Source organism: Candidatus Hydrogenedentota bacterium, from assembly GCA_013359265.1.
Classification (GTDB): Bacteria; Hydrogenedentota; Hydrogenedentia; order Hydrogenedentales; family SLHB01; genus JABWCD01.
In genome coordinates this window covers 159,189-184,653 of sequence record JABWCD010000009.1, presented here as the reverse complement: position 1 = coordinate 184,653, position 25,465 = coordinate 159,189, and the positions used below count along the sequence as shown (strand labels likewise).

The window sequence follows — 25,465 nt, the reverse complement described above, 5'->3', positions numbered from 1 at the left end:
CTCGTCATCGTACTCGATCGTTTCGAGTTTCGAGTGCGAGTACGATGACGACTCACGAGCAGGAGCACGCAAAAGACTGTGCGCTCAAGGGCTTACTCGTGAGCATTTCTCACCGCACCGAAGTATTTTACGTCCACTGCGACGTCGTGGGGCGGCGAGAAATGCGGCGTAGCGTTGCGCCCACACGCCGCCGCGTGCCATGATCCGCGTTTCGCAAAGCTGCGTTCCAAATCGACGTCATATTTCACGAAAGGACATTCATGAAGGCCGCCGTTCTCGAAGCATTGGATACGCTTGCAGTCAAAGACGTCCCGACGCCGGACGTTGCGGACGACGAAGTACTCGTGCAGGTGGCGGCGTGCGCTGTGTGCGGGTCCGACATCCGCATGTTTCACCACGGCAGCCCGCGCATCACGCCGCCCGCGATTATGGGCCATGAAGCTGCCGGTGTCGTCGCGAAAGTCGGCAAGCACGTCACGAAGTTCAAGGTCGGCGATCGCGTCGCGCTCGGCGGCGACGTGCCGTGCGGCGAGTGCGTGTTCTGCGAAGCCGGCATTGGAAACAACTGCCAGATCAACTACGCGATGGGCTATCAGTTTCCGGGCAGCTTCGCGGAATACGTGAAGCTGAACCGCATGGTCGTGAACTACGGCCCCGTGCACAAGGTGCCCGATCACGTCTCGCTCGAGGAGGCGGCGCTCGCCGAACCGCTGGGGTGCGTGCTGAACGCGCTCGAACTGTCGCCCGTGAAGTTTGGCGATGCCGTCGTCATCATCGGCGCGGGCCCGATCGGGTGCATGATTATCGAAGTGGCGAAGAAGATGGGCGCGGGCAAGGCCATCGTCGTGCAACGTTCGCGCCCGCGATTGGAACTCGCGCGCAAGTTTGGCGCGGACGTCTATATCTGCTCCTCGGAAGAAGACCCTGTCGCGCGCGTGAAGGAAGAAACGCACGGTCTCGGCGCGGACGTCATCATCACTGCGAATGCGTCGCCCGAGGCGCAGCAGACCGCCCTGCAAATGGCGAAGAACCGCGCGTGGATCAATCTTTTCGGCGGCCTGCCAAAAGGCAACTCGGTCGTTCCGCTGGACACAAACCTCATCCACTACAAGGAATTGTTCGTCTGCGGGTCGCACGGCTGCATGCCGCGCCATCATCAAAAAGCCGTCGACCTCATCGCCGCCGGCGTCATCGACGTGAAGCAGTACATCTCGCACCGCTTCTCGCTCGACGAAGCGCCCGCAGCCTTTGCCGCCGCGGAAAGTCGCAACGGCATGCGCGTGGTGATTGCTCCGTGATACTCGCGTGAACGTATTGATCCACAGGCATTGCCGCATCCGCATGCCCGAACGTGGGGTCTCGGAGGAGGAGATTGTGCAAACCGTGACGGAAGGAGCCAGTCGACCGGCGAAATTGGGACGCACAGAGTTTCGGTTTGAGTTCGACTATAATGGCGTCTGGCGAGGCACGTACTATAGGCGCAAGCGTGTAACGGCGATAGCTGTTCCAGCCAACGCCGGATGGCTGGTGCTCACCGTGATTGCCCGATATTACTAATCGCAATTTCGTCCTTGCCGGAGTGGAACACAATGAAGCTGACCTATGATCCCGAACACGGTGTCGCCTACATTTGCTTTCGCGAGAAGCCGGAACACGTCGAGACACTGACAGTGAGCGACGAATTAAATATCGATATCGCGGAAGACGGGCGTGTTTACGGCATTGAACTGCTGAACGCGAATGAGCAATTGAACGCGGACCAACTTAAGACGCTGGAAATCGTCAACCAGGCGTCCGGCGACTCGTCCAAAGTTCCGCTGGCCCTTTAATAGGCCTCTCCGGACTTGCAGATTCCCATCGTGACCAGCGACGTCCTTGCGAAACTCGAAGCCGCCGGCGCCGCGCAGAACCGCAAGGTCTACGCGCGGCACGGCGTAACGAACGAAATGTTCGGCGTGAGCTATGCCGAACTCGGCAAGCTTGCGAAGCAGATCAAGACCAATCACTCCCTCGCCGAAGAACTCTGGGCGACTAACAACCACGATGCAATGGTCCTCGCCACCAAGATTGCCGATCCCGCAAAGCTGACTGCGAAGCAAGCCGAAGCATGGGCAAAGACACTGGGAAATTACGTTATCGCGGATGCTTTCGCCGGCCTGGTTGCGCGTTCGCCCCACGCCTGTGCAAAGTTGGAGAAGTGGGCCACGTCGAAAGACGAATGGGTCAGCAGCGCGGGTTGGACAATCCTGTGTCATGCGGCGATGTACGATACCTCGCTTCCCGACGGCTACTTCGATCCGCTCATCAAGACAATCGAGTCTTCCATACACGCCCGCCCAAACCGCACGCGCCATGCGATGGTTATGGCGCTAATCTCCATTGGCATTCGCAATGACGCCCTTCAGAAGAAAGTTGTCGCCGCGGCAAGACGCATTGGTAGAGTTCACGTAGACCACGGCGATACGGGCTGCAAAACACCGAATGTCGAGCAGTACATTGCCAGGACGCTCGCGCACCGGGCAAAGAAGAAGTCATCGTAGCGCGTGTGTGCAGCGAATGTTAAGTTAACCGTTGGCGTCATCCCCCTCTTCAACAAGCCAACGCCATGCGCGGCTGCCGCCGTGGTCCGGTGCGCGCCAAGCATGAACAATCGCTATACTGATCAAAGGGGGATCGCACTCATGTTCAAAGCGAATCGTGTCCATCTTGCCGCGTTGGTTTTTGCCGCGTGCCTAACCGTGTTCGCGCAGGAAACGCGGATACCGCCCGTCGGACCTAATCCGCAAGCCATCGCGGAGATCGCGTCCGGCGCGCGTACCGTCGCAAACGCCTCCTGGTGGGGATTCAACGCCGAAGACGCTACGGACGCCCTCCAAGCGGCAATCGATTCGCCGGCGAAGACCGTGATCGTGCCGTATATGGGCGCGCCGTGGATCGTGCGGCCGATTCGGCTGCGCGGCGGCCTCGAACTCGTTTTCGATCCCGGCGTGCTCGTGTTGGCGAAACGCGGCGAATTCCAGGGCGGCGGCGATTCGCTCTTCGATGCGGCTGACGCCGAAAACATCACCATTCGCGGATACGGCGCGACACTGCGCATGTGGAAAAAGGACTATCAGAATCCGCCCTACAAGAAAGCCGAATGGCGGATGTGCATTGCCATAAACGGCTGCAAGAACGTATTGATCGAAGGTGTCCGCCTCGAAAGCTCGGGCGGCGACGGTTTCTACATCGGCGCAACCAAGGGGCATCCCTGGTGCGAAGACATTACCATTCGAAATTGCGTCGCCAAAGACCACCATCGCCAGGGCATCAGCGTAATCAGCGCGCAAAATCTGCTAGTCGAGAATTGCGAGTTCTCCGGCACTTCCGGCACCGCGCCACAGGCGGGTATCGATTTCGAACCGAACGGACCGGACGAGCGCCTCGTGAATTGCGTGGTCCGAAACTGCGTGTTTCAGGACAACGCGGGCGCGGCCATGCAGGTCTATCTCAAACCTCTGGATTCCACAAGTCAGCCCGTATCGATTCGCTTCGAGAATTGCGTCGGCCGGCTCGGGCCCGCCGGCGCGAGCGCCGATGATATCCGCGCGACCGGCGTAAAAGGGCATGCTGGGATACTTGTTGGCGCGATTCGGGATGACGGCCCGCGAGGTGTCGTCGAATTCGTGAACTGTGTCGTCGAGAACATAGGACGCGAAGCAGTAAGCGTCTACGACAAGTCCGCCACGACAGCGCAAGTGCGCTTCGAGCGATGCAGTTGGAAGTCTTCGTGGCTGGCCGTCGCCCCGGATGAAGCCGCGGGCCGTGCCCCCCTCGCGATCCAACGCAACCGACCGAGCGTCGCAGCCATCGTCGGGGGCATCGAGTTCACCGACTGCGTCCTGCACGACGATATCGACCGCCCTGCGTTGCGCGTATATGGCGCGGACGACGATCACGGCGTTTCTCGAGTGAGCGGCGTTATTTGGCGCAGCGGACCGCACACGGCTCGGGCCGATTTGGGACCCAATCCGAAAGACTCGACGCTGGCGGTTTTGGCCCTGAAGTAGCTGTACGCCTATCGCCTAACAAACGAAGGATCGACCAGGATCGGTCGGTCTTTCGGGGCTGGGCTGAGCACACGGTGCGCGCGAGCGTGACCGCGGAATCCCCGTCGTTTCCTGACAGTTGCTCTTGTTGTGCGTTGTCTCGCGACGCCCCGGCGTCCCCACGGCCCATGCCCTTGCCTGGATTTGCCGCGGCGGGTAGACTCAAGTCCCTAGGCCGCAATTCTGGTGTCCCGAGTAGTATGGAGGTTGGTGCAATGAGAGCCGTTCGTATTGTTGTGTGTCTTGTCGCGTGCGCGATCGGTGGGGTTACGCTCGCGCAGGACACAGCCGCCGCGCCCGCGGCAAACGTACCCACGTATGCGAAAGACGTGGCGCCCATCATGCAGGAACGCTGCGCGGACTGCCACCATCCCGGCGGCATCGGGCCCTTTTCCCTGCTGACCTACCGGCAGACGAAGGGCTGGGCGCCGATGATCAAGGAAGTCGTCGAGCAGCGCCGTATGCCGCCATGGCACGCGGACCCCTCCGTCGGAAAATACAAGAACGATCGCCGTCTGACCGACAGCGAGATCGCGACCATCGTGAAATGGGCCGACGGCGGGCGCCCGATGGGCAACGAAGCCGACCTTCCCGCGCCGATCAAATACAGCGAGGATTGGCGCATCCCGGGCCCGGACGCCGTATTCGAATTGCCGGTCGAGCAGCACATCGAACCGTCGGGCGTGGTGCCGTACCGCGAAATCGAGGTGCCGACGAACTTCGCGGAAGACAAGTGGCTCCAGATGATCGAAGCGCGCGCAAGCAACCCCAAGGTGGTGCACCACATCATCGTGTTCATGCGATCGCCGGAAATGGAAGCGGGACAACGCCAGGAGTTTCAACGGCTGGGCCGCGGCTTCCTGGTAGGCTTTGCACCGGGCGTCATCCCGACGATATTGCCGGAAGGAAACGCGGTGAAGGTGCCGAAGGGATCGACTTTCATCTTCCAGATGCATTACACGCCGACGGGCAAACACGAGGTGGACAGGTCGCAGTTGGGAATCGTGTTTGCGAAGCAGCCGCCGCAGCGCGAGGTGATCACCGCGACGACCATCAACCCGGATTTCCAAATCCCGGCGGGCGATGCAAACTACCGTGTGGTTGCCGAAAGCGTCATTCCGGACAATGGAATTCTGTATTCGATGACGCCGCATATGCACTACCGCGGCAAATCGTTCGAGTACATCGCGCATTATCCCGACGGCAATTCCGAGACGTTGCTGCGCGTGCCGAACTACGACTTCAATTGGCAGACGACCTATATTCTCGAAACGCCGGCGCGCCTGCCGAAAGGCACCCGCATCGAAACGATCGCCCACTTCGACAATTCCGCCAATAATCCCGCCAACCCCGACCCGACGAAGCCCGTCCGTTGGGGCGAGCAGACCTGGGAAGAAATGATGATCGGCTGGATGAATATGTCGTGGGAAACCCCCGCCACGAAGTCCGCCTCCGCGGGCGGCGGCACTCTCGGCGGTGGCGCCCGCTAATTCCGCCGCACAGAATACCGGCGGACCGGCGGCCGGAGCAGTCGCTCCTGCCGCCGGTTCCATTCAGCAATCTCATACTCCGCTCACTTCCAGTATGTAGGGTTTTTGTATCGCCCACTACGCGTGCGTGAGGTGCGGACGCCGCCGGGGGGCGATGTGAGTAAAGCGGGACGGCTGCGAAATTGTAAATACTGTCCAAAGTGAGCGCAAAGGTTGCTCAGCGATGAATTACATTGAGTCTCGCATTGCGCGCAATTAGTAGTAAACGTACTATATCGTGCCGCCGCCGATCTTGGTTAACTCTTGCTAAAACAAGGAATTACCGAATTCGGACCAAATTGGCAAGCTTATTGCTTTGAACCCTTCGTGTGGAAATTGTCGGCGTATCGGAGGTTCGGTGCAAGTACCTCGGTACGACAAACCTGTGGGTGACCAAGAATGCCAGCGTGGCACGCTACGCTTGAGCAATTCGTGTTAGATAAATGTTAGAAGGAGTTCTATAGGTGCTTAAGAATACCGTGACGATTCGATCGGGCACGGCTTTCATAGTGGTCGCGGCGGTTGGCGCATTTGTCGCGGCGCTCGTTGCGCGCGCGGATGTATCGACGGGTGCGTCGGCAAACAACGCCTTTGGCGATGTCGGCGCATACCAGCCGTCGGACGGCGCTGCGCTCCAGGGTGTGCTCGATGCGCCGGGCCGTTCGCCGGATGCGAGCGAGTCATTCGAGGCCGCGCCGGACTTTCGCGAGGATGAAGTGACCGTGCTGCGCGACGAACCGCGTGAGCTGGGGACGTTTGCACTCGCCCCGGAGAGCAAGCGGTTTGAAGCGTGGGACCTCAAGGGAGGCACGGTGGTGCCGGAACCGGCAACCGCGCTGCTCATGGGCGCGGGTTTGGCCGCGCTCGCGGTGCTCCGCGGATTGCGCGGAAAGTCGGGCTTGGATTAAATCACGATACTGATTTGACCCGGTCGCAAGACACGGTTCGAATCGGGCTGACGAAGCGGAGTTTCCTGTCGGCCGCAACAACCCCCGCGAGCGGCTTCCGGGAACTCCGCCTCTCATTTCTATTCCGCATGCGCTCGACGCGTGTGACGGTTTGAGCCGCGAAAGGGCGTGAGTATAATGGCTGCTCAATGCGGTCATCTATACTCGACACAGCGCTCGCGTTCGTCGCACTTATCTCGATTACGGCCGCGGGGTGCAACGGCAAGCAGGATGGCGGCGGTTCGGGCTCCCGATCGGCCCGGCAGGGTGTCTTGCGCGTGGCCGCGGACGCGGAGCCGCAGTCCCTTGACCCGCAATTAACCACCGGCCACACCGAACACCGCATACTTACCTCCCTGTTCGAGGGCCTCGCGACGCTCAACCAAAAAACGCTCGAGATTGAGCCGGGCGCGGCCAAATCGTGGGATATCTCCGAGGACGGCAAGACCTACACCTTCCACATCAACCCGGATGCCAAGTGGTCGAACGGCGCGCCGGTCACCGCGAAGGATTTTGTCTACAGCTACAAGCGCATGCTCTCGAAGAAATTCGGCAGCGAGTATTCGTACATGCTGTGGTGCATCGTGAATGCGGAGGCATACAACAAGGGCGAACTGGCCGATTTCGACCAGGTCGGCGTGAAAGCGATTGACGACGCCACGCTCGAAGTGACACTGGCATATCCCGCCCCCTATTTCCTGTCCATGCAAATCCACAACGCGTGGTTTCCCGTGCTGCAATCCACCGTCGAGCAATTTGGAAAAATCGACGACCGCCAGAACGACTGGATTTTGGCGGGCAACCACGTCTCGAACGGACCATTCAAGCTCGTGGAATGGCGGCCGAATGAGGTGATCCGCGTCGTCAAAAACGAGCACTACTGGGACGCGGCCAACCTGAAGCTGAATGAAATCGAGTTCTACCCCGTCAGCGGCAACCTGCAGACGGCGGAACGCATGTTCCGCGCGAACGAGGTAGACACCATCGAAACGTTGGTGATTACAAAGATACCCGCGTACAAGCGCGACAATCCGGCGGTGCTGCGCATCGAGCCGTTCGTCGGCACCTATTTTTACCGCATAAACACGACGCGTCCGCCATTGGATAATCCGAAGGTGCGCCTGGCTCTGGCAATGTCGGTGGACAAGAAGTCAATCTGCGACGATGTCCTCTTCGGCGCATTCGTTCCCGCGGTCGCGCTTACACCGCCGGGCATCGGCGGCTACACGGCGGAAGCCAGCCTGCCCTATGACATCGAGCAGGCAAAGCAGTTGCTCTCCGAGGCAGGTTTTCCCGGCGGCACGGGAATGCGGCCGATCGAAATCCTGTACAACGAGAGTGAAGACCACCAGATGGTAGCCGAGGCGATTCAGGACATGTGGAAGAATGGCCTCGGCATCGAGGTGACGACCAATAAGCAGGAGTGGAAGGTCTACCTGAACTCGATGACGACGCTCAATTACGACGTCGTGCGCGCGGGGTGGATCGCGGACTTCCTGGATCCGATGAATTACTGCGAATGTTTCACCACCGGCAACGGTAACAATCGCACGGGATGGTCGAACGCGACATACGACGAACTCGAAAAAAAGGCGCGGCACGAGCTCGATCCGGCGCAACGGTTTGCTTACATGCAGGAAGCGGAAAAGATACTGTTGAGCGAGACCCCAATAATTCCGATTTACACGTACCGCCAACGTTACCTCGTGTCGCCCGATCTCGAAGGGTGCGACGGCAACCAGCTCGGCTATATGAACTACAAGTACATGTCCGTTACGCGGGACCAATCGTAGTCCGGGCCGCGGCGGAGTGGCGCGAGCATGACACGATACATTCTGCGGCGCGCGCTCGGGTTCATTCCCGTCTTTCTGATTATCGCCACCACAGTCTTCTTCCTCATCCGGCTAGCACCCGGCGGGCCGTTTCAAGAGGGCGAGCGCCACGTGCCGCCCGAGGTACTCGAACAGATTCGCGAATCGTACAACCTCAACGCGCCGCTGCCCGCGCAGTACGCGAAGTACATGATGGATTTGCTGCGCGGCGACCTCGGACCCTCGATGCAACAGCCGAGCCGCACCGTGAGCCAATGGATTGCATTGCGCGCGCCGGTTTCGATTGAACTCGGCGTCTACTCGCTCGCAGTCGCGCTGGCAATAGGACTGACCGCGGGCATCGTCGCGTCGCTGCGCCCGAATACCCTGACCGATTACATTCCCATGTCGATCGCAATGGCGGGCATCTGCATGCCGACGTTCGTCATGGGCCCGTTGCTCGTGTTGATCTTCGCGCTCAAGCTGCAGTGGTTGCCCGTGTCGGGTTGGGACGCGCCGATGGACAAAATTCTTCCGTCACTGACGCTTGGCTCCGTATATGCGGCCTACGTTGCGCGTCTGGCGCGCGGCGGCATGTTTGAAGTGCTTGCCCAGGATTTCATCCGCACCGCACGCGCGAAAGGGTTGAGCGAAGCCCGCGTCGTCCTCCGTCATGCGTTGCGCGGCGGCATGCAACCGGTGGTGTCGTTTCTCGGGCCAGCGGCGGCCGGGTTGCTCACGGGGTCGTTTGTCGTCGAGAAGATTTTTCTCGTGCCCGGATTGGGAAAACAGTTTGTAGACGCCGCGTTCAACCGCGACTACACGCTGCTCATGGGCGCGGTGTTGTTCTACGCCGCGCTTATTTTGCTGTTTAATCTCGTTGTCGACGTCGCGCAGGCATGGCTCGACCCGCGGGTGCGGTATGACTGATGTTCCGCACGAGATCGAGGCCGGCGCGTCCCTGTGGCGCGATGCGTGGCGGCGGCTGCGCAAGAACCGGCTCGCGGCGATCAGCCTCGCACTGCTCGTTGCGATGGTGGCTATGGTCGTCATTGGGCCCTGGGTGTCAAACTACTCGTACGAGACGCAGGACCGTTCGCTCGGCGCGACGCCGCCCAGCGGAGCGAATTGGTTCGGCACCGACACGCTGGGCCGCGACCTGCTCACGCGGATTCTCTACGGCGGACGCATCTCGCTCATGGTCGGTATCTGCGCAACGGCGGTGTCGCTCGGCATCGGCGTGATCTACGGCGCCGTGTCGGGCTTCGCCGGCGGACGCGTCGATTCCGCGTTGATGCGCGTCGTGGACATCCTGTACACCCTGCCGTTCACGATCATCGTCATTATTCTCACCGTCTATCTTGGCAAGAATATCGTGCTTATCTTCTTGGCGATCGGCGCGGTCGAATGGCTCACCATGGCGCGAATCGTGCGCGGGCAGGTGGTCGCGCTGCGGCAGAAAGAGTTCGTCGAAGCCGCCTACGTGATGGGCTTGAGCCGTCGAAGAATCGTGCTGCGCCATTTGATACCCAACGCCCTCGGGCCGATCATCGTGTACACAACACTGACGATCCCGCAGGTAATGCTGCTCGAAGCCGTGATTAGCTTCCTCGGGCTTGGCGTGCAGGCGCCGATGAGTTCCTGGGGCGTGTTGATTCAGGACGGCGCCAAAGTCATGGAAGACTACCCGTGGCTGCTGATCTTCCCGAGCGTATTCTTGTCGCTGACCTTGTTTTCCTTGAACTTCCTGGGTGACGGCCTGCGCGACGCGCTCGACCCGCGAATATCGAAAGATTAACCGCTGCTACCGCAAACGCCACAGATATGAATGGACACTGAGATCGACTTTGCCATGTCCGCAATCCATGACTACAACGGAACTGGACGATGGAGCGTTGAGGGAATACAGGATCGATACGTGAAGTATCGGCAGAACTTGGGGCTAACACCGGCGACCCTTGTCCCAAATGTGCATTCGGAAGGTGACCACACCTGGATCTATCCACTCATGGATGCAGTAATTGACGGGATTAGGTCCGGTGATGCAGCATGCGTTCAGATTGGCATCGATTTCATTGAGGAGGACGAAGGATTCCCCTTTGGCAGAACACTAAAGTCCAATACTGCCCGAGCGCTTCGTCGATCTGTGCTGACGTCTGCGGATAAGAATCGAATTCGCGCGCGTGTGGTCGAAATGCTGGCACGCGGAAACATTCCCTACGAATTCAGAGATTATGCAAAGCTCTTGAAGCGTATTGGGCTTGCTGAATTTCGAACCTTAATTGAAACGTTCAAAGACTCGGAGATTTCTCGCGTAAACCGATATGCCAAGTTTCTACTTGATAACTGAGTTAATCGACGCGCGGTCTTTCGATGCCCTTGCTAGACGTTAGCAAACTGAAGACTCACTTTCACACACGCGGCGGTGTGGTTCGCGCGGTGGATGGTGTGTCATTTTCCATCGATCCCGGTGAAACGCTCGGGATCGTCGGTGAATCCGGCTCGGGCAAGTCGGTGGCCAACCTTTCGCTTTTGGGCCTTGTGCCGATGCCGCCGGGAAGAATCGAGAGCGGCGCGGCCAAGTTCGGCACGATCGACCTGTTGCATTGCACGAATGCCGAACGCCGCGCCGTGCGCGGCAAACGCATCAGCATGGTCTTTCAAGACCCGATGACCGCGCTGAATCCGTACCTGCGCATTGGCGATCAGATCATGGAGCCGCTGCTCGTTCACGAGCGCTGCACGAAGGCAGAGGCGCGATCGCGCGCGGTGGATATGTTGCGGCGCGTGGGCATTCAGGACGCGGAACGGCGCATGCACGAGTATCCACACCGGTTCTCCGGCGGCATGCGGCAGCGCGTGATGATTGCGATGGCGCTTATCACACGTCCGCAATTGCTTATCGCCGACGAACCGACGACCGCGCTGGACGTAACGGTGCAGGCGCAGATTCTCGAGCTTATCAAATCCATGCAGGCGGAGCTCGGCATGGCCGTGATTCTCATCACGCACGATCTTGGCGTGATTGCGGAGTCGTGCAACCGGGTCCTCGTGATGTACGCGGGGCGCATCGTCGAATCCGCGAAGGTCGAAGACCTGTTCCGCGGACCGAAACATCCGTACACACGCGCGCTGCTTGCATCGATACCCGCGACGCAGAAAAAAGGAACGGAGCTGTACACGATCAAGGGGGCGCCACCGGACCTGACGCAGAGCGTAGCAGGGTGTCCGTTTGCGCCGCGCTGCGAACACGCGGTCGTGGCGTGCAGCACGAACGCGATGCCCCTGCACGGCGTGGCGCCCGAACACGCGACGGCGTGCGCGCGCGTTCTCGCTGGAGAGATTTCGTGAACGCCGCGCCAATATTGGACATTCGCGACGTTCGCGTCCATTTCCAATTTAAGGAAGGGCCGCTGCTGAAACGGCGCACGGGTGTCGTGCGCGCAGTGGACGGCGTAAGCTTGAGCGTCCAACCCGGCGAGACGGTCGGGTTGGTGGGGGAGTCCGGTTGCGGCAAATCGACGCTCGCGCGGAGTATTGTGCGCCTCGTCGAACCCACCTCCGGGACAATTCAATTCGGCGGGCGCGACCTCGCTTCGGTGCCACGCGGCGAACTTCGTGCGTTACGTCCGTCGATCCAGATGGTGTTTCAGGACCCGTACGCGTCGCTGAACCCGCGCATGACCGTTTTCGACGCGCTGGCGGAACCGATGCTCGCGCACGGGCTGGCGGCGCGCGGCGAGGTGGCGGCAAAAGTCGCCGCGCTCATGTCCCGCGTGGGCCTTGCCGCGCGATGGATGCGCAAGTACCCGCACGAGTTTTCCGGCGGACAACGCCAGCGCATCGCCATCGCGCGCGCGCTTGCACTGCGCCCTAAATTAATCATTGCCGACGAACCGGTGTCCGCACTGGACGTTTCCGTTCAAGCGCAAATACTCAACCTCATTGCCGAACTCTGCCGCGAGGAAGGCCTGTCCCTCCTACTCATCTCGCACGACCTGAGCGTCGTGAAGCACCTCTCGGACCGAATCGCGGTAATGTATCTCGGGCGGATCGTCGAGCTGGGCGCCGCGGAGGACGTGTATTATCGTCCGATGCATCCGTACACGCGCGCGCTCATCAACGCAGTGCCGATTCCCGATCCATCGCGCAAACGCGACCGCGCCGGCGTGCTGCTGCAAGGCGATCCGCCGTCGCCGCTGAATCCGCCCGCAGGCTGCGCGTTTCATCCGCGGTGCCCCTTCGCGCAAGATAAGTGCAAGCAGGCGCCGCCGCCGCTTGAGCGGTTTGACGACGCACGACACGTCGCGTGTGTACGCGCAGGGGAGATCGGATTATGACAGCACTACTCTTGCTGGTGGCCGCCGTGATGGCCGGCGCGGAGGCGTCGCCGATTACGGCAACCATTCCCGATGGCAAACAGATCGCGACCTTCACGAACGAGAAGCATCCCGGCAATCGCATCGGTTACCGATTCCACGAGCACACGCCGCTGATTCACGGAGAAATTCCAAAGGACGCGGCATCGGCCGGAATCGACGAGAAACAGATCGCAGATATGCAGGCCGAGTTTGAGATGAAGCCCAACGTGCTCGTGAAAACGGTGTCCATCGGCGATGCGGAGTGGGTCCCGCAGGCGTGGACGTTCTACATGGCCCCCGCGGACGACGGGATCGACATGCTGTGGATCGTTGAGACACAGGACGCCGGGCTCAACGAGTTCTACGGTGTACAACAGTGTTTTCGCCTCGGCGGTCTGAGCAACGAGGCGTGGCGCAGGCAATTCGCGGAGACGCCCGCATTCAGCGAGTACGATCTGTGGGACATCGCCGAGAAAGACAAGACCGACAAGACCAGCCTGACCTACGTACTCCGAAGCGGGACGTGGGAACCGTTACCCGCCGTGCGCGAAACGGTCGGCGCGCGCACGCCGCTCGGCGTGAAATACGACACGCTCCGCGCCAACGGCGATTTGACGAGCATGCTCAACGTTGGCCCGTACGACGCGCGCATGCTCAGCCCCGTCGATAGTGGAATCATCACGCGCGTCAACCTGGAAAAGACTTGGATTTGCGGCATCTATTGGGAAGGAACGTCCCACGTCACCGGCCACCATCCCGCGGACTGCCTGCACAGTATCGTCAATATCGGCGGCGTGCCCGCGCATGCCAAACGCGCAATCCGGGGGAAGATTTACTGGTTCGAGGGAACGCTCGACCAACTGCTGGCGGTCTGGCAGGGCGAACGTGGCTCGCTTCAATCGTAACGGGGCTCATTCCCTCAAATCGTCACCTTCTCGTCGCAAGCGCAACGTCACCCGTGAATACGCTTCTTTGGACTACCAATGCGCCACGCTAAACCCTTCGAACCACTCGCGCATCAAATATTAGCCTTGCGTCGATAAGGCGCCCCCTTAAGCTCTTGAGGCTTGAGAGCGCCGGTCAATTCGGCAGGTATTGACGGAACCCCGGACCGACCGCGTGCGTTCATCGCGGAATTGCGTTACGGAGGGCTATGAATCATGGCTCGTGGAATGAAATGGGTACGACGGTTTGGGCTACTGATCGCAGTGTTGGTTGCAGTCGCGGTCATCGGCGTTTGGGGCCTGCGCGCCTCCCTCGATTCGAAGATTCTGGCCGGCGGTCCATCGCAAAATGTACTGGATAACGATCAATCCCTGGCGAAAACCTTTCCGCTGGCTTCAGGCTGGTCTGCCGAGAAACTGGCCGAAGCCCGCGAGTACGCGAATCGAATTGGGTCCGCGGCCGTAATCGTGATTCACGACGGGAATCTGGTCGCCGAGTGGGGCGAAACAACGAAGCGATTCAACGCCCACTCGGTTCGCAAGAGCCTACTGAGCGCGCTTTACGGTGTCGCGATTGAACGCGGGCTGATCGATGTGAATGCCACGCTAGCCGAACTCTCCATAGACGACGTTCGCCCTGGTCTCACGGAACAGGAAAAGACGGCGAAGGTTTCAGACCTCCTTGCGTCGCGTTCCGGCGTATATCACGGCGCAGCCTATGAAACCAGTTCGAACAAAAAACGCCGCCCCCAGCGTGGCGCTCACGCGCCGGGCACGTTTTGGTACTACAACAACTGGGATTTCAACGCGCTCGGCAGCATCTTCCAACAACAGGCCAAACTTTCCATCGAAGATGCGTTCATCCAATGGATCGCCCAGCCTATCGGGATGCAAGATTTCCGCCGCGAAGACGTCGAGTACCGCCACGAAGAAGTTTCGAATCATCCAGCCTATCTTTTCTGGATCAGTGCCCGCGATCTCGCGCGATTCGGACACCTTTATCTCCAGGGTGGAACGTGGAACGGATTGCAGGTAATTCCCGAAACTTGGGTAAAGGAGAGCACCCAGATTCACAGCCCGTTTCAACAGGGCGGATACGGCTACATGTGGTGGATCGGCCGCAACGATGCGTTCTATGCGGAAGGCACAGGCACGCAAGTCGTCTACGTTTCGCCGGCCGAGCGCCTTGTAGTCGTACATCGCGTAAACACGGGAAGCCCGGGTGTCATGAGTCGTGTCTGGTACGGAATTGGAGACCGCGTCGAGGACGAGGAATTCGCCGCGCTGCTCGAGAAAATCCGCGCCGCCCGCCCAGCATGATCGCAGGCCGCTGACTCATCCAATTCGGTCGATCTCTGACTTCCCAACCGTCCGTCGATTCCTGACAGCGAACGGTTCTATCATGGGCGGAACACTTTGTCGGCCCGGTCGCAAGGTGTACCCGGCCGCCCTAAACGCTACGGCCAGATGGCCGGAGTACTCGACGGCGAGGAATGCCGCGAAAATCTGATTGGGGGTGTCGACGATCACGTCCACACCGCTTTCGCGATGTCGAAAGCGGCAGCACCGATCAGGCTCGTCGAAACCGTGAAGAAACAGTCGTCAAAGTGGAGAAAACTTCAGGATCGCGTGTTCGACCGTTTCTGCTGGCAATCGGGTTACGCCCGGTTTGCGGTCAGTCCCTCGAATCTCGAGCGGTTGCGCGGCTATATTCTGAACCAGAAACGTCACCACCGGAAGATGACATTTCAGGAAGAACTTCGCATTCTCCTTCTCAAACACGGAATCGAATTCGACGAATGGTGCGTGCGGAATTAGATTTCTTGCGATGCCCCTTCAGGGCAAGACGAGATGAGGTGTTGGCCGGGTTCCAGGGGCGATGCCCCTGGCTAGGGTTGCGGAACGCCTTCGGCGCGTACTGCTCGGCCTCCATGTGCCGATTCTAACGACGCCGCTCGAGTTGATGAACGATCAAGAGGTATAGGATGCGTACGGACGTTGCAATAGAAGAGATCAGACAAACGCGGCACGAAATCTCGGAACGGTTCGGGCACGACACGTATGCTCTTATTGCCCACTACCAAGCGCTGGAATCGAAGTACGCGGATCGGCTCGTAAAATCGCCAGCGCGCGAGTTATCACCCGGCAGCGTAACGCCGCAAGACGACGCAACTTCCGATTAGAATTCGCCCACAGAGATTTCCACTCCGTTCGTTTCAAGATGCGGCGCGCAGCGAGCGTTAGGAAAATGTCGGGCATTCTCTCCTCCTCGTCAAGTTCATCATAAGCGCGGTTCATTGCCTCGGCAACCGCGTCCGGCGAATGCCTCGCAACGTATTCATTTACTGTTTCGCTGTACAAATGACTTCGAGACTTGCGGGCCTTCCACGCGAAGCGTTCCGCCTGCTCGAAAACGTCGTCGGGTATGGAGACCACCGTTCTTATACGGAAAGCATTACCACACGGACTGCCACCCGTCAATCGGCATATTTATCAATCTACCTGCCCGAATGTGGAATCCCGCAAGGTCATAGTCTAAAGTTATTGGATTCGTCGCTCCCCGGTCGGGGGCGGGATTCTGCGGGTTGGGCTGAGCGCGTTTTCAATCGCTTCTTGTATCGCTTAGCAGGTATCGACGTTCTATTGGGGAGATTGCCATGAAACTACGATGGTGTGTATTGGGGCTTGTGCTGATTGCCTGCGTGGCCGGGGTGGCGTCGTTGGCGCCGGGGGCGCGCGCGGCGGAGGAAGGGTTCACCCCGCTGTTCAACGGCAAGGACCTGACAGGCTGGAAAGGCGATCCGCGCTTGTGGAAGGTGGCGGACGGCGCCATCGTCGGATCGACGGACGGCGTGAAGATCGAAAAGAACACCTTCCTGTTCTACGAACCGAAGCAGTTCACCGACTTTGTGCTGAAAGCGAAGGTGAAATTGCGCAATCACAACAGCGGGATTCAATTCCGCAGCGAGATGCGGCCGGACTTCGTCGCGGCGGGCTACCAGGCGGACATTGCGGAGCAGACCTACTTCGGCATGCTCTACGAAGAGCAGAAGCGCGGCATCATGGACTATTGGAAGGCGATGTCGCCGGAGAAGCAGGCGGAAACGCAGACCTGGGTGAAGCAGGGTGACTGGAACGAATACGAGATCACCTGTCAGGGCCCGCACATCAAAATGGTGCTGAACGGCCACGTCACCTGCGAAATCGACGACCTCGCCGGCGCGCGCAAGGGCTACATCGCGCTGCAACTCCACACCGGCCCCGACATGATGGTGTCGTTCAAGGACATCGAAATTAAGGAACTCACGTCGAAGGAAGCGCGCATCAGGCCGGGCGAACTCATGCCCGACGTGGACGCGGCGCGCTCGGAGAAACTCGGCGTCGAAGGCGCGCAGTTCCGCATGCCCGAAGGGTTCAGTGTCGAGGAAGTCGCGTCGCACGAACTCATCGGCTCGGTCATCAACATGACCTTCGACCATCTGGGCCGGCCGCTCGTCGCGACGGAGAGCGAGGGCGTCCGGCTGCTGCTCGATGAAAATGGCGACGGCAAGTACGACAAGGTGAAGTCCGTCAGCGAAGTGGTGAAGCGCGCGATGGGCCTGTGCTACCTCGCGCCGGGCGATTTGCTCGTGCAGTCGGACGGTCCGCACGCGCCCGGCGTGTACCGGTTGATCGACAAGAACGGCGACGACGTGGCCGATGAGGTGACGCAGGTCATCAAAGCGAAGAGCGGCGGCATGGGCGAACACTCGCCGCACGCGATCGCCTGGGGCGCGGACGGGTTCCTGTACGTCATGTACGGGAACCACTCGTATCCCGATTTCGAGATCGCGAAGGATTCGCCGAGCCGCGGCCTGCAGGAAGATTTCCTGATGCCGCGCTACTGGGACGCGCGGGGCCACGCGAAGGGAATCCTGGCGCCGGGCGGCACCATCCATCGCGTGTCGCCCGATCTGAAAACGATGGCGCAGTTCTGCGGCGGGTTCCGCAACGCCTTCGACTTCGCTGTGGACAACACCGGCGAAATCTTCACCTTCGATTCCGACATGGAGTGGGACATCGGCACCCCGTGGTTTCGTCCCGTGCGCGTCGTGCACTGCGTGCCGGGCGCGGACTACGGCTGGCGGTCGGGCAGCGGCAAGATGCCGAATTACTATTTCGACACCTTGCCGCCTCTCGACGACGTTGGCCGCGGTTCGCCCGTGGGCACGTGCATCTACGATCACACCGTATACCCGGAGAAGTATCGCGGCGGATTCTACATGGGCGACTGGTCGCGCGGGCGCATCCGCGCAATGTTCCCCAAGCAGCGCGGCGGCTCCTTCATCGGCAAGACGGTCGATTTCCTCGTCGGCGAACCGCTGAACGTGACGGACGTCGACGTCGGCCCGGACGGGTTGATGTACTTCACCATTGGCGGGCGCGGCACACGCGGCGGCCTATACCGCATCAAATACGGCGATGCGGTTGCGAAGCACGAAGTGCCAAAGTCCGTCGAAGACGTCGTGCGGCAACCGATGCGGCGCTCCGCGTGGGGCCGCTACGCGCTCGAACAGGCGAAAGATTCGCTTGGGAAGAAGTGGGAGAGTGGCCTGGCCGGCATCGCGCGGCATAAGGACGCCCCGGTCGAGCAGCGCATCGCCGCGCTCGAAGCGTTGCAGGCGCACGGCCCTAAGCCGTCGAAATCGCTGTTGACAAAACTGGCGAACGACGACAACGCGGACGTGCGCGCCTTCGCCGTGTACTTGCTTGGGACGTATCCGTTGCAGTCGGTGAAGAAAGCGTTGACCGCGGCGCTGGATGACGCCGACGCGCTCGTGCAGCGGCGTGCGTGCGATTCGCTGGTTCGCGCCGGATTGGACACCGGGGCCAAGCTCGCCAAAAACGACGCAATCCCCGTCAAGCTGTTGACTCTGCTCGGCAGCGGCGATACGTCCGTGCGCTATGCCGCGCGAACGGCACTCGAACGCACGCCGCGCGGTCTTTGGGCGCCGCACGTGCTCGCCACGGATTCGGATCAACAACCCCGCGCCTTGATCGAAGGCCTTCTTGCGCTGATCCACACGCAGCACAGCGCGGCGGACATGGACGCGGTATTCGAGAAAATCGCGTCAAGCCGCGCGCACCTTTCCGAAGACGATTTGCTGGCATCCTTGCGCGTGATTCAGCTCGCGTTCATCCGCGACGCCCAAGGAACTGACCGCAGCGCATTCAACCAACACGTCGGTGCGAACCTGCTGGCGGCGTTTCCGGCAGAAAACCTATCCATCAATCGCGAACTACAGATTCTGTTGGCCCACATGGAACTGCCAGGCGTCATCGACAAGCTGCTCGCATACCAGACGCCGGACAAGTCGCAGGAAGAACAAATCCACACGGCGTTCTGCCTGCGCACGATTCAATCCGGGTGGTCCCGCGAACAGCGCGACAGGTTTGTCGCGTGGTTCGACGGCGCGCGCGAGATGACCGGCGGCGCGAGCTTCGAGGGGTTCATCGAATTCATCTGGCAGGATGCATTGGCGCTTCTGCCCGAGGAGGAAAAGCAACTCGCCGTCGCGCGGAAAGACGCGCAACTCGCCAAACGCAACGCGGACGCGCTGGCGCTGCTCGCGCAAATGCAGGCGGAATCGGAAGGCAAGGCGTCCGAACTCGCGCAGATGAGCCTGCAAGAGATTAAGGAATATCTTGAATACGATCCGATGGCATACGCCAAGAACGGCGAAGACCGCAAGCACTTCAACGAAGTTGGATCAAAAGTCTTTGTCAAATCGCGCTGCGTCAACTGCCACGTGTTTGGCACGGTCGGCAAAGGCGGCGGCCCCGATCTCTCGACGGTCGCCAGCCGGTTCCGCCGCGCGGACCTCATCGATGCGATCGCCGAACCTTCGAAAGTAATCTCCGATCAATACATCGGCCTCGACGTCGAATTGAACGACCTGACGACCGTGACCGGCATGATGGTTACCGAGGACGAGAACACGCTCACGCTCATCGACGTCACGGGCAAGCGCGTGGACATCGCGAAGAACGACATCGAATCGCGCAAGCCCGCCACGCGATCGATTATGCCCGAAGGCTTGCTGAACACCATGAGCCTTGGCGAGTTGGCTGCGTTGATCAATTACCTGGAGCGCGGAGCACAATGAGTCGTGAGCGAGAAGAACTAACGCCGGATGAACGCAGAATGCTTGTCACGATTGAATTGAGTACTGAATGGGACCATTTTCATGAAGACTTGGCTCTCATTGTTCCGAGTTCAATAATCGTTGGGGTGGGCGTTTGGTTCGAATCATTTCCTGTAGTCATAGTTGGATGTATCACGTACGTTTTCATACGCCTAGGTCGAACATTTCGAAGTGTAAAGTGGAATGGAGTTATGAAAAGTCTCATTCTAAAACTGGCGCGCGCGGCGGAGTTGGAATGATTGGATGTTTTCCGTCGCTGTGGGGAGCACGAGCACGAAAAAGCCAAATAATATATCTCGTCGCGATGTGTTGAAAAACACGGCTGCCGCGGGAATTGCATCTGCGGTTGTGGCGTCCACTACGTCCACTTTGTCCACTGAAGCTGCGCGCCACGGCGCGCTCCACAAGGAAAACGTGCGCGCGGACGCCACGGATTGGCAGCTCACGTATACCAAAGTCGATCCGAAAACGCGCTACCGGTGTCCATGGATCGAAGGCTACTGCTCTCGCGCGAGCGTGAAGGCGGGCGACGCGCTCGACATCTTCGTGAGCGCGAATCCGCCGGGCCGATTCACCATCGACATCTTTCGCATGGGCTACTACGACGGCGCGGGCGCGCGCTTGATGCAACAGCTCGGCCCCTTCGACGGCGTTACGCAACCCGATCCCCCCATCGGTAACGAGCGCATCCGCGAGTGCCAATGGAAACCCGCCACGACCATCACCATTCCCGAGGATTGGGTCAGCGGCGTCTATCTCGGCCGCTTGTCGTTGGTCGATGCTCCATGGCAGAGCTACGTCGTGTTCATCGTGCGCGACGAGCGCAAGGCCGACATCGTTTTCCAATGCAGCGACAACACCTGGCAGGCCTACAACCGCTGGCCCGATCAATTCGCATTGTACGACGACGGCAAGAGCGAATGGGCGCTCAAGCCCGGCATCCGCGTCAGCTACGACCGGCCCTATGGAAAGTACTGCCAGATTCTCGACGCACCGCAGTCGCAGGGGTCCGGCGAATTTCTGTTGTGGGAATTTCCCTTCGTGTACTGGCTCGAACGCGAAGGCTATGACGTCACCTACGTCTCGAACACCGACGTGCACGCAGAGATCAAAACCATCACGCGCGCGAAGGCGATGATCTCCGTCGGCCACGACGAGTACTGGAGCCTCGAACAGTTCAACCACGTCAAGCAGGCGATCGCGGAGGGCCTGAACGTCGGCTTCTTCTCCGGAAACACCTGCTGCTTCGTGTCGCCGATGTCGCCGAGTTCGGCGGGCGTGCCGAACCGCAATTTCACGCGCGAGGGCTGTTTCGGCGGAACCAGCAAGGCCGAGGCGGACCGCGGTATGGGACCGTTCCCCATGGAAGGCCCCGACGAACGCGAGATCATCGGCGCGCGCACCATCATTCCGTTCAACGGCGCAGGCGACTGGATCGTTTCCGACGCGTCGCACTGGATGTTTGACGGGACCGGCATGAAAAATGGCGACGGCATTCCCGGCCTCGTCGGCTGGGAATTCCATGGCGAACCCGCGGACATCCCCGGACTGAAAATCGTCGCGGAAGGCGACGCGCTCAATTCCGGCGACGAGGTTGCGCATTGGACGGCGACGATCTACCCCGGCCCAAAAGGCAACCACGTGTTCAACGCATCGACGATCTGGTGGGCGCAGGGCCTCAGTTCGCCCCCGGGCCACATGCTGCCTTACTCGCACAACGGCCGTCCCCACGGCCCCGACACGCGCGTACAACGTATCACGCACAATCTGCTGAAGCGTTTCCTGAAGAGTTGAACCACGGAGACACGGAGATCACGGAGAGTAACATTAGAGGTCGTTTAGCGGAAGTATGACCGAGCGCGCCAAATACCTTATCGGCTTTCTTGTTACCGGTATCGTAATCGGAATCTTGCTGGTTCTCTTGCGATATCCCGGCGTAACAATCCGGATCGATAACCAAACTGGCAATCAGATTGAAGACGTCTCCATATTGTTCGCAGGTGGTCCGGTAATGCTTGTCGAGGTGGCGAATAACAGCAAGGTCGAATCACGCATTTCTGTGACGAGCGAAAGTAGCGTACGTATCGCTTACAGTCAAAACGGCAAGACGATTACTACCGATGACCATGGTTATCTTGAGAATGGTTACGGTGGCGAGATGACATTCACGTTGAAGTCTGATGAGAAGTATGAAGTCGTTGAACATATAAAGTTGCCGGCTCTGCCATAAACGTGAGCGAAGCGAGTACAAAATGAAACTCTTGGCTACTCTCTGTGCCCTCCGCGTCCCCGTGGTTTTCTTTCTTTGTGCTTCTTTGTGTTCTTTGTGGCTATTCGCCTTCGCCGAAGAACCCGCGCGCGGTCTCGCCGCGTTGAAGGTACCGGATGGCTTCACCGTCGAAGTCGCCGCGCCGCCCGAGATGTCGTCCTACCCGATGTTCATGGAGTTCGACCATCAAGGGCGCTTGTTCATCGCCGAATCTTCCGGCAAAAATACCAAAGGCAAGGACACGCCGACCTACCCCGAATGCATGATCCTCATGCTCGAAGACACGGACAAGGATGGCGTCTTCGACAAGCGCACCGTGTTCGCCGACAAGCTCAGCCTTCCCATGGGCGTGCTCTGGTACCGCGGCGCGATCTACTGCGCGTCCCCGCCGGACTTCTTCCGCTTCGAGGACACCGACGGCGACGGCGTCGCCGACAAGAAGGACGTGATCCTTACCGGATGGAACGTGCTCAACACCGCGAGCCTCCACGGCCCCTTCCTCGGACCCGACGGCTACATGTACCTCACGCACGGCCGCCACGGCTACAACATCACCACGCCCGACGGCCTCCACTACGAAGGGCAGGCCGCGCGCATATGGCGCTGCAAACCCGACGGCACGAAGCTCGAACGCTTCTGCGGCGGCGGCTTCGACAACCCCGTCGAACTCGTCTGGCTCGACAACGGAGACATGATCGGCACGATGACGTACTTTACGGAACCACGGCAGGGCCAGCGCGACGCGCTGAACCACTGGGTCGAAGGCGGCGTCTACCCGAAGCCCCACGAAGTCATCGACGAATTCGTCCGCACCGGCGATCTCATGCCGTCGCTCACAAAATTCTCGCGCATCGCGCCGGCGGGGCTGATGGTCTATCGCGGCGCAAACTTCGGCGACGAGTACAAGGGCAATTTGTTCAGCGCGCAGTTCAACCCGCACCGCGTCCAGCGTCATATTTTCAAGTCTGGCAGTGAGACCGGGTCCTCGTATACGAGTGAGGACTCGGATTTCCTATCGTCCACCGACCCGGACTTTCACCCCACTGACGCAATTGAAGATGCAGATGGCACTGTGCTCGTCTCCGATACTGGCGGTTGGTATGTCGACGCATGCCCGATATCCCGCGTGGCGAAGCCAGAGATTCGCGGTTCGATATACCGCGTGCGGAAGATCGCTGGTGCGCGACAAAAGGACGGCTGGGGATCGAAGTTAAATATCCCCAAGGCATCGACGAAGAAGCTCATTTCGTTGCTCGGGGATCCGCGGTTACACGTTCGCGAGGCGGCGCTGGAACAGCTCGTGTTGGTTTCCGCGAACGACGAGTCCTCGGTACAATCACTACGCGAAGCGTTCGAAGAATCCTGCCTCACACGAAGGGCTATGGGTGGCTTTATCATTACGTATCCCGACGATGACCACTCGGAGACAATCAAGAATCTTATCGAGGCGTCGCGCCGAAGCGAGAATCTAGCAAGTGCACTCGTGCAGGTCGGGACGCCCCGCGCCTTGACTGCACTACGCGAGATTGGCCTCGCTCAGAGCGTTCCGGAATTGCGCCAACTGACCGCAGAGTTACTCGGAACGGTCCGGGATGCCGATGCGGTCAAAGTCCTCATCCCATTGCTAAACGATTCGTTTCCCGGCGTGCGCCGCGTCGCGGCGGCGTCGCTCGGCAGGCTCCGTGCGAAGGAGGCTGTCGCGCCGCTATTGCGCGCCGCCGATAGCGGGAACGACCGGTTCCTCGAACATGCAATTACATTCGCCTTGATACAGATTAACGACCAGGAACCCCTGCGCGCTGCGCTGTCCGCGGAGAACCCCGCCGCGCGCAAGGCCGCGTTCATCGCGCTCGATCAACTCAAGAGCGACAAGCTCACCGCGGAGCATGCGCTCGCTTTCCTGAATTCGGACAGCGAAGACCTGCGCAAGACCGGCCTCTGGGTGGCGTCGCGGCACCCCGATTGGGCGGACCGCGTGTTGGCGTCGTTGCAGGAGAAAGTTAACGCGCCGGACTTCGCGCCGGAAACCGCCGAGGGAATCGGCGAGGTAATTCTCGCCTACGCGCAATACGGCAACGTGCAACAGTTCATGGCGCATGTCGCGGGCGACGACGCAGCCCCTGCCGCGCGCCGCTTGTTCATGCTCGACGCGATCGAAAAGATGAACCTGAATCCATTGCCCGAACCCATCCTGCAGTCGGTCGGGAAATCGTTGCAGTCCGGCGACGAATCAATCCGCTACCGCGCCGCGACCTTAATCGCCGCGCGATCCATCGGGTCGTTTGACGAACAATTGCTCGCGCTCGCGGACAACGCGAACGAAACGCCCGCGCTGCGCATCAGCGCCCTCGGCGCCGTCCAGACGCGCGCGCCGGAGCTGAACGACGCGCGATTCGCGTTTCTCGCGGGCAACCTATCCGAGAAGACCGATCCCGCCGTGCGCCTGTCCGCGGGCAAAGTGATCGGTCACGCGAAACTGACCAACGATCAACTCCGCGCGCTTGCCGATGCGCATCTGCCCAAGGCCGACGCGCTCACCTTCCCCGCCTTGCTTGACGCGTTCAAGAATGGCGCGGACGAAGCCGTCGGCAATTCGCTGGTGAAGAGCCTGTCGAACGCTGCCATCGCGCCAAGCATGATTCCCGGCGGGTTGGACGCGCTCCTCGCGACCTACCCGGATTCCGTGAAGCTGGCCGCCGCACCCCTGCGCGCGCAGATCGAGGCCGAAGAAAAGGCGCGCCTCGAAAAACTTGCTGCCATCGAACCGTTGATCGGCAAAGGCGACGTCGGGCGCGGTCGACACCTCTTCTTTAACGAAAAGATCGCCTGTTCCACCTGCCACACCGTGGGCGCGGAAGGCGGCACCGTCGGCCCCGACCTCACGACCATCGGCGCGATCCGTTCCGGGCATGACTTGCTCGAAGCCATCCTCTTCCCGAACGCCAGCTTCGTGCCCGGTTACGAGTCCATGCGCATCAGCGCGAAAGACCCCGAATTCGGCGGCGACGTCGAATACGTCGGCGTCATTGGCGAACAAACCGCCGACGCCGTGTTGCTGCGCCAGAACGCGAAGGATTCCGTCCGCATTTCGCGCAAGGACATCACCGCGATGGACCAGGCCCCGAACTCCATCATGCCGCAAGGCCTCGACACGGGCATGACCCAGGAGCAGTTACTCGATTTGCTTGCGTTCCTGCAATCGTTGAACAATGAACAGTGGCTGCTCCCCGAACGGCGCGAGACGGCGAAGGCGGCGCATTGAGTTGGTGAGGGCATGAGAATATGGTGGCGAGCAAAGTCAGACCACGACGGTCATATCTGGCTTGGATAA

At 60.1% G+C, this 25,465-nt stretch carries 21 protein-coding genes; all 21 read left to right on the top strand.

What is annotated here, in order from left to right:
* Window positions 1-260 precede the first annotated feature (260 nt).
* Window positions 261-1,298: an alcohol dehydrogenase catalytic domain-containing protein gene (locus HUU46_10595; protein NUM54081.1), complete on the top strand. Its 1,038-nt coding sequence runs from the start codon at window positions 261-263 to the stop codon at window positions 1,296-1,298.
* 7 nt (window positions 1,299-1,305) lie between these two features.
* The gene (locus HUU46_10590) at window positions 1,306-1,557 is read left to right on the top strand and encodes a DUF4258 domain-containing protein (protein NUM54080.1); all 252 of its coding nucleotides are present in this window, start codon (window positions 1,306-1,308) and stop codon (window positions 1,555-1,557) included.
* A 32-nt stretch (window positions 1,558-1,589) separates the two neighbouring features.
* Window positions 1,590-1,829, top strand: a complete 240-nt coding sequence (locus HUU46_10585; GenBank protein ID NUM54079.1) for a DUF2283 domain-containing protein — start codon at window positions 1,590-1,592, stop codon at window positions 1,827-1,829.
* 30 nt (window positions 1,830-1,859) lie between these two features.
* Window positions 1,860-2,540, top strand: a complete 681-nt coding sequence (locus HUU46_10580; protein NUM54078.1) for a DNA alkylation repair protein — start codon at window positions 1,860-1,862, stop codon at window positions 2,538-2,540.
* 141 nt (window positions 2,541-2,681) lie between these two features.
* On the top strand, window positions 2,682-4,049 hold the full coding sequence (locus tag HUU46_10575; protein ID NUM54077.1) for a right-handed parallel beta-helix repeat-containing protein: 1,368 nt from the start codon (window positions 2,682-2,684) through the stop codon (window positions 4,047-4,049).
* A gap of 254 nt (window positions 4,050-4,303) precedes the next feature.
* Window positions 4,304-5,578 carry a cytochrome c gene (locus HUU46_10570; GenBank protein ID NUM54076.1) on the top strand — a complete coding sequence of 425 codons (1,275 nt, stop codon included), beginning with the start codon at window positions 4,304-4,306 and terminating at the stop codon, window positions 5,576-5,578.
* A 503-nt stretch (window positions 5,579-6,081) separates the two neighbouring features.
* Window positions 6,082-6,525: a PEP-CTERM sorting domain-containing protein gene (locus HUU46_10565; GenBank protein NUM54075.1), complete on the top strand. Its 444-nt coding sequence runs from the start codon at window positions 6,082-6,084 to the stop codon at window positions 6,523-6,525.
* Between the two features lie 188 nt (window positions 6,526-6,713).
* The gene (locus HUU46_10560; GenBank protein ID NUM54074.1) at window positions 6,714-8,357 is read left to right on the top strand and encodes a peptide ABC transporter substrate-binding protein; all 1,644 of its coding nucleotides are present in this window, start codon (window positions 6,714-6,716) and stop codon (window positions 8,355-8,357) included.
* A 27-nt stretch (window positions 8,358-8,384) separates the two neighbouring features.
* Window positions 8,385-9,305 carry an ABC transporter permease gene (locus HUU46_10555; GenBank protein ID NUM54073.1) on the top strand — a complete coding sequence of 307 codons (921 nt, stop codon included), beginning with the start codon at window positions 8,385-8,387 and terminating at the stop codon, window positions 9,303-9,305.
* Window positions 9,298-10,173 (top strand): ABC transporter permease subunit, encoded by an 876-nt coding sequence (locus tag HUU46_10550; protein ID NUM54072.1) that lies wholly within the window; start codon window positions 9,298-9,300, stop codon window positions 10,171-10,173. The genes HUU46_10555 and HUU46_10550 overlap by 8 nt, the downstream gene beginning before the upstream one ends.
* A gap of 120 nt (window positions 10,174-10,293) precedes the next feature.
* Window positions 10,294-10,725 (top strand): hypothetical protein, encoded by a 432-nt coding sequence (locus HUU46_10545; protein ID NUM54071.1) that lies wholly within the window; start codon window positions 10,294-10,296, stop codon window positions 10,723-10,725.
* A 23-nt stretch (window positions 10,726-10,748) separates the two neighbouring features.
* Entirely contained in the window at window positions 10,749-11,726 is a 978-nt protein-coding gene (locus tag HUU46_10540; protein ID NUM54070.1) for an ABC transporter ATP-binding protein, read from the top strand.
* Window positions 11,723-12,715, top strand: coding sequence for an ATP-binding cassette domain-containing protein (locus HUU46_10535; GenBank protein NUM54069.1), 993 nt, complete (start codon window positions 11,723-11,725; stop codon window positions 12,713-12,715). The genes HUU46_10540 and HUU46_10535 overlap by 4 nt, the downstream gene beginning before the upstream one ends.
* Window positions 12,712-13,641, top strand: a complete 930-nt coding sequence (locus tag HUU46_10530; protein NUM54068.1) for a hypothetical protein — start codon at window positions 12,712-12,714, stop codon at window positions 13,639-13,641. The genes HUU46_10535 and HUU46_10530 overlap by 4 nt, the downstream gene beginning before the upstream one ends.
* A 255-nt stretch (window positions 13,642-13,896) precedes the next feature.
* Window positions 13,897-15,000: a serine hydrolase gene (locus tag HUU46_10525; protein ID NUM54067.1), complete on the top strand. Its 1,104-nt coding sequence runs from the start codon at window positions 13,897-13,899 to the stop codon at window positions 14,998-15,000.
* A gap of 147 nt (window positions 15,001-15,147) precedes the next feature.
* Window positions 15,148-15,498: a transposase gene (locus HUU46_10520; protein NUM54066.1), complete on the top strand. Its 351-nt coding sequence runs from the start codon at window positions 15,148-15,150 to the stop codon at window positions 15,496-15,498.
* A gap of 167 nt (window positions 15,499-15,665) precedes the next feature.
* Window positions 15,666-15,863: a hypothetical protein gene (locus HUU46_10515; GenBank protein NUM54065.1), complete on the top strand. Its 198-nt coding sequence runs from the start codon at window positions 15,666-15,668 to the stop codon at window positions 15,861-15,863.
* A 474-nt stretch (window positions 15,864-16,337) separates the two neighbouring features.
* Window positions 16,338-19,826: a DUF1080 domain-containing protein gene (locus tag HUU46_10510; GenBank protein NUM54064.1), complete on the top strand. Its 3,489-nt coding sequence runs from the start codon at window positions 16,338-16,340 to the stop codon at window positions 19,824-19,826.
* 282 nt (window positions 19,827-20,108) lie between these two features.
* Window positions 20,109-21,659: a twin-arginine translocation signal domain-containing protein gene (locus tag HUU46_10505; protein ID NUM54063.1), complete on the top strand. Its 1,551-nt coding sequence runs from the start codon at window positions 20,109-20,111 to the stop codon at window positions 21,657-21,659.
* Window positions 21,660-21,714: 55 nt separating this feature from the next.
* Complete coding sequence (locus HUU46_10500) at window positions 21,715-22,095, top strand: hypothetical protein (GenBank protein NUM54062.1); 381 nt, start codon at window positions 21,715-21,717, stop codon at window positions 22,093-22,095.
* Window positions 22,096-22,117: 22 nt separating this feature from the next.
* Window positions 22,118-25,396, top strand: a complete 3,279-nt coding sequence (locus HUU46_10495; GenBank protein ID NUM54061.1) for a HEAT repeat domain-containing protein — start codon at window positions 22,118-22,120, stop codon at window positions 25,394-25,396.
* Window positions 25,397-25,465: the final 69 nt, after the last annotated feature.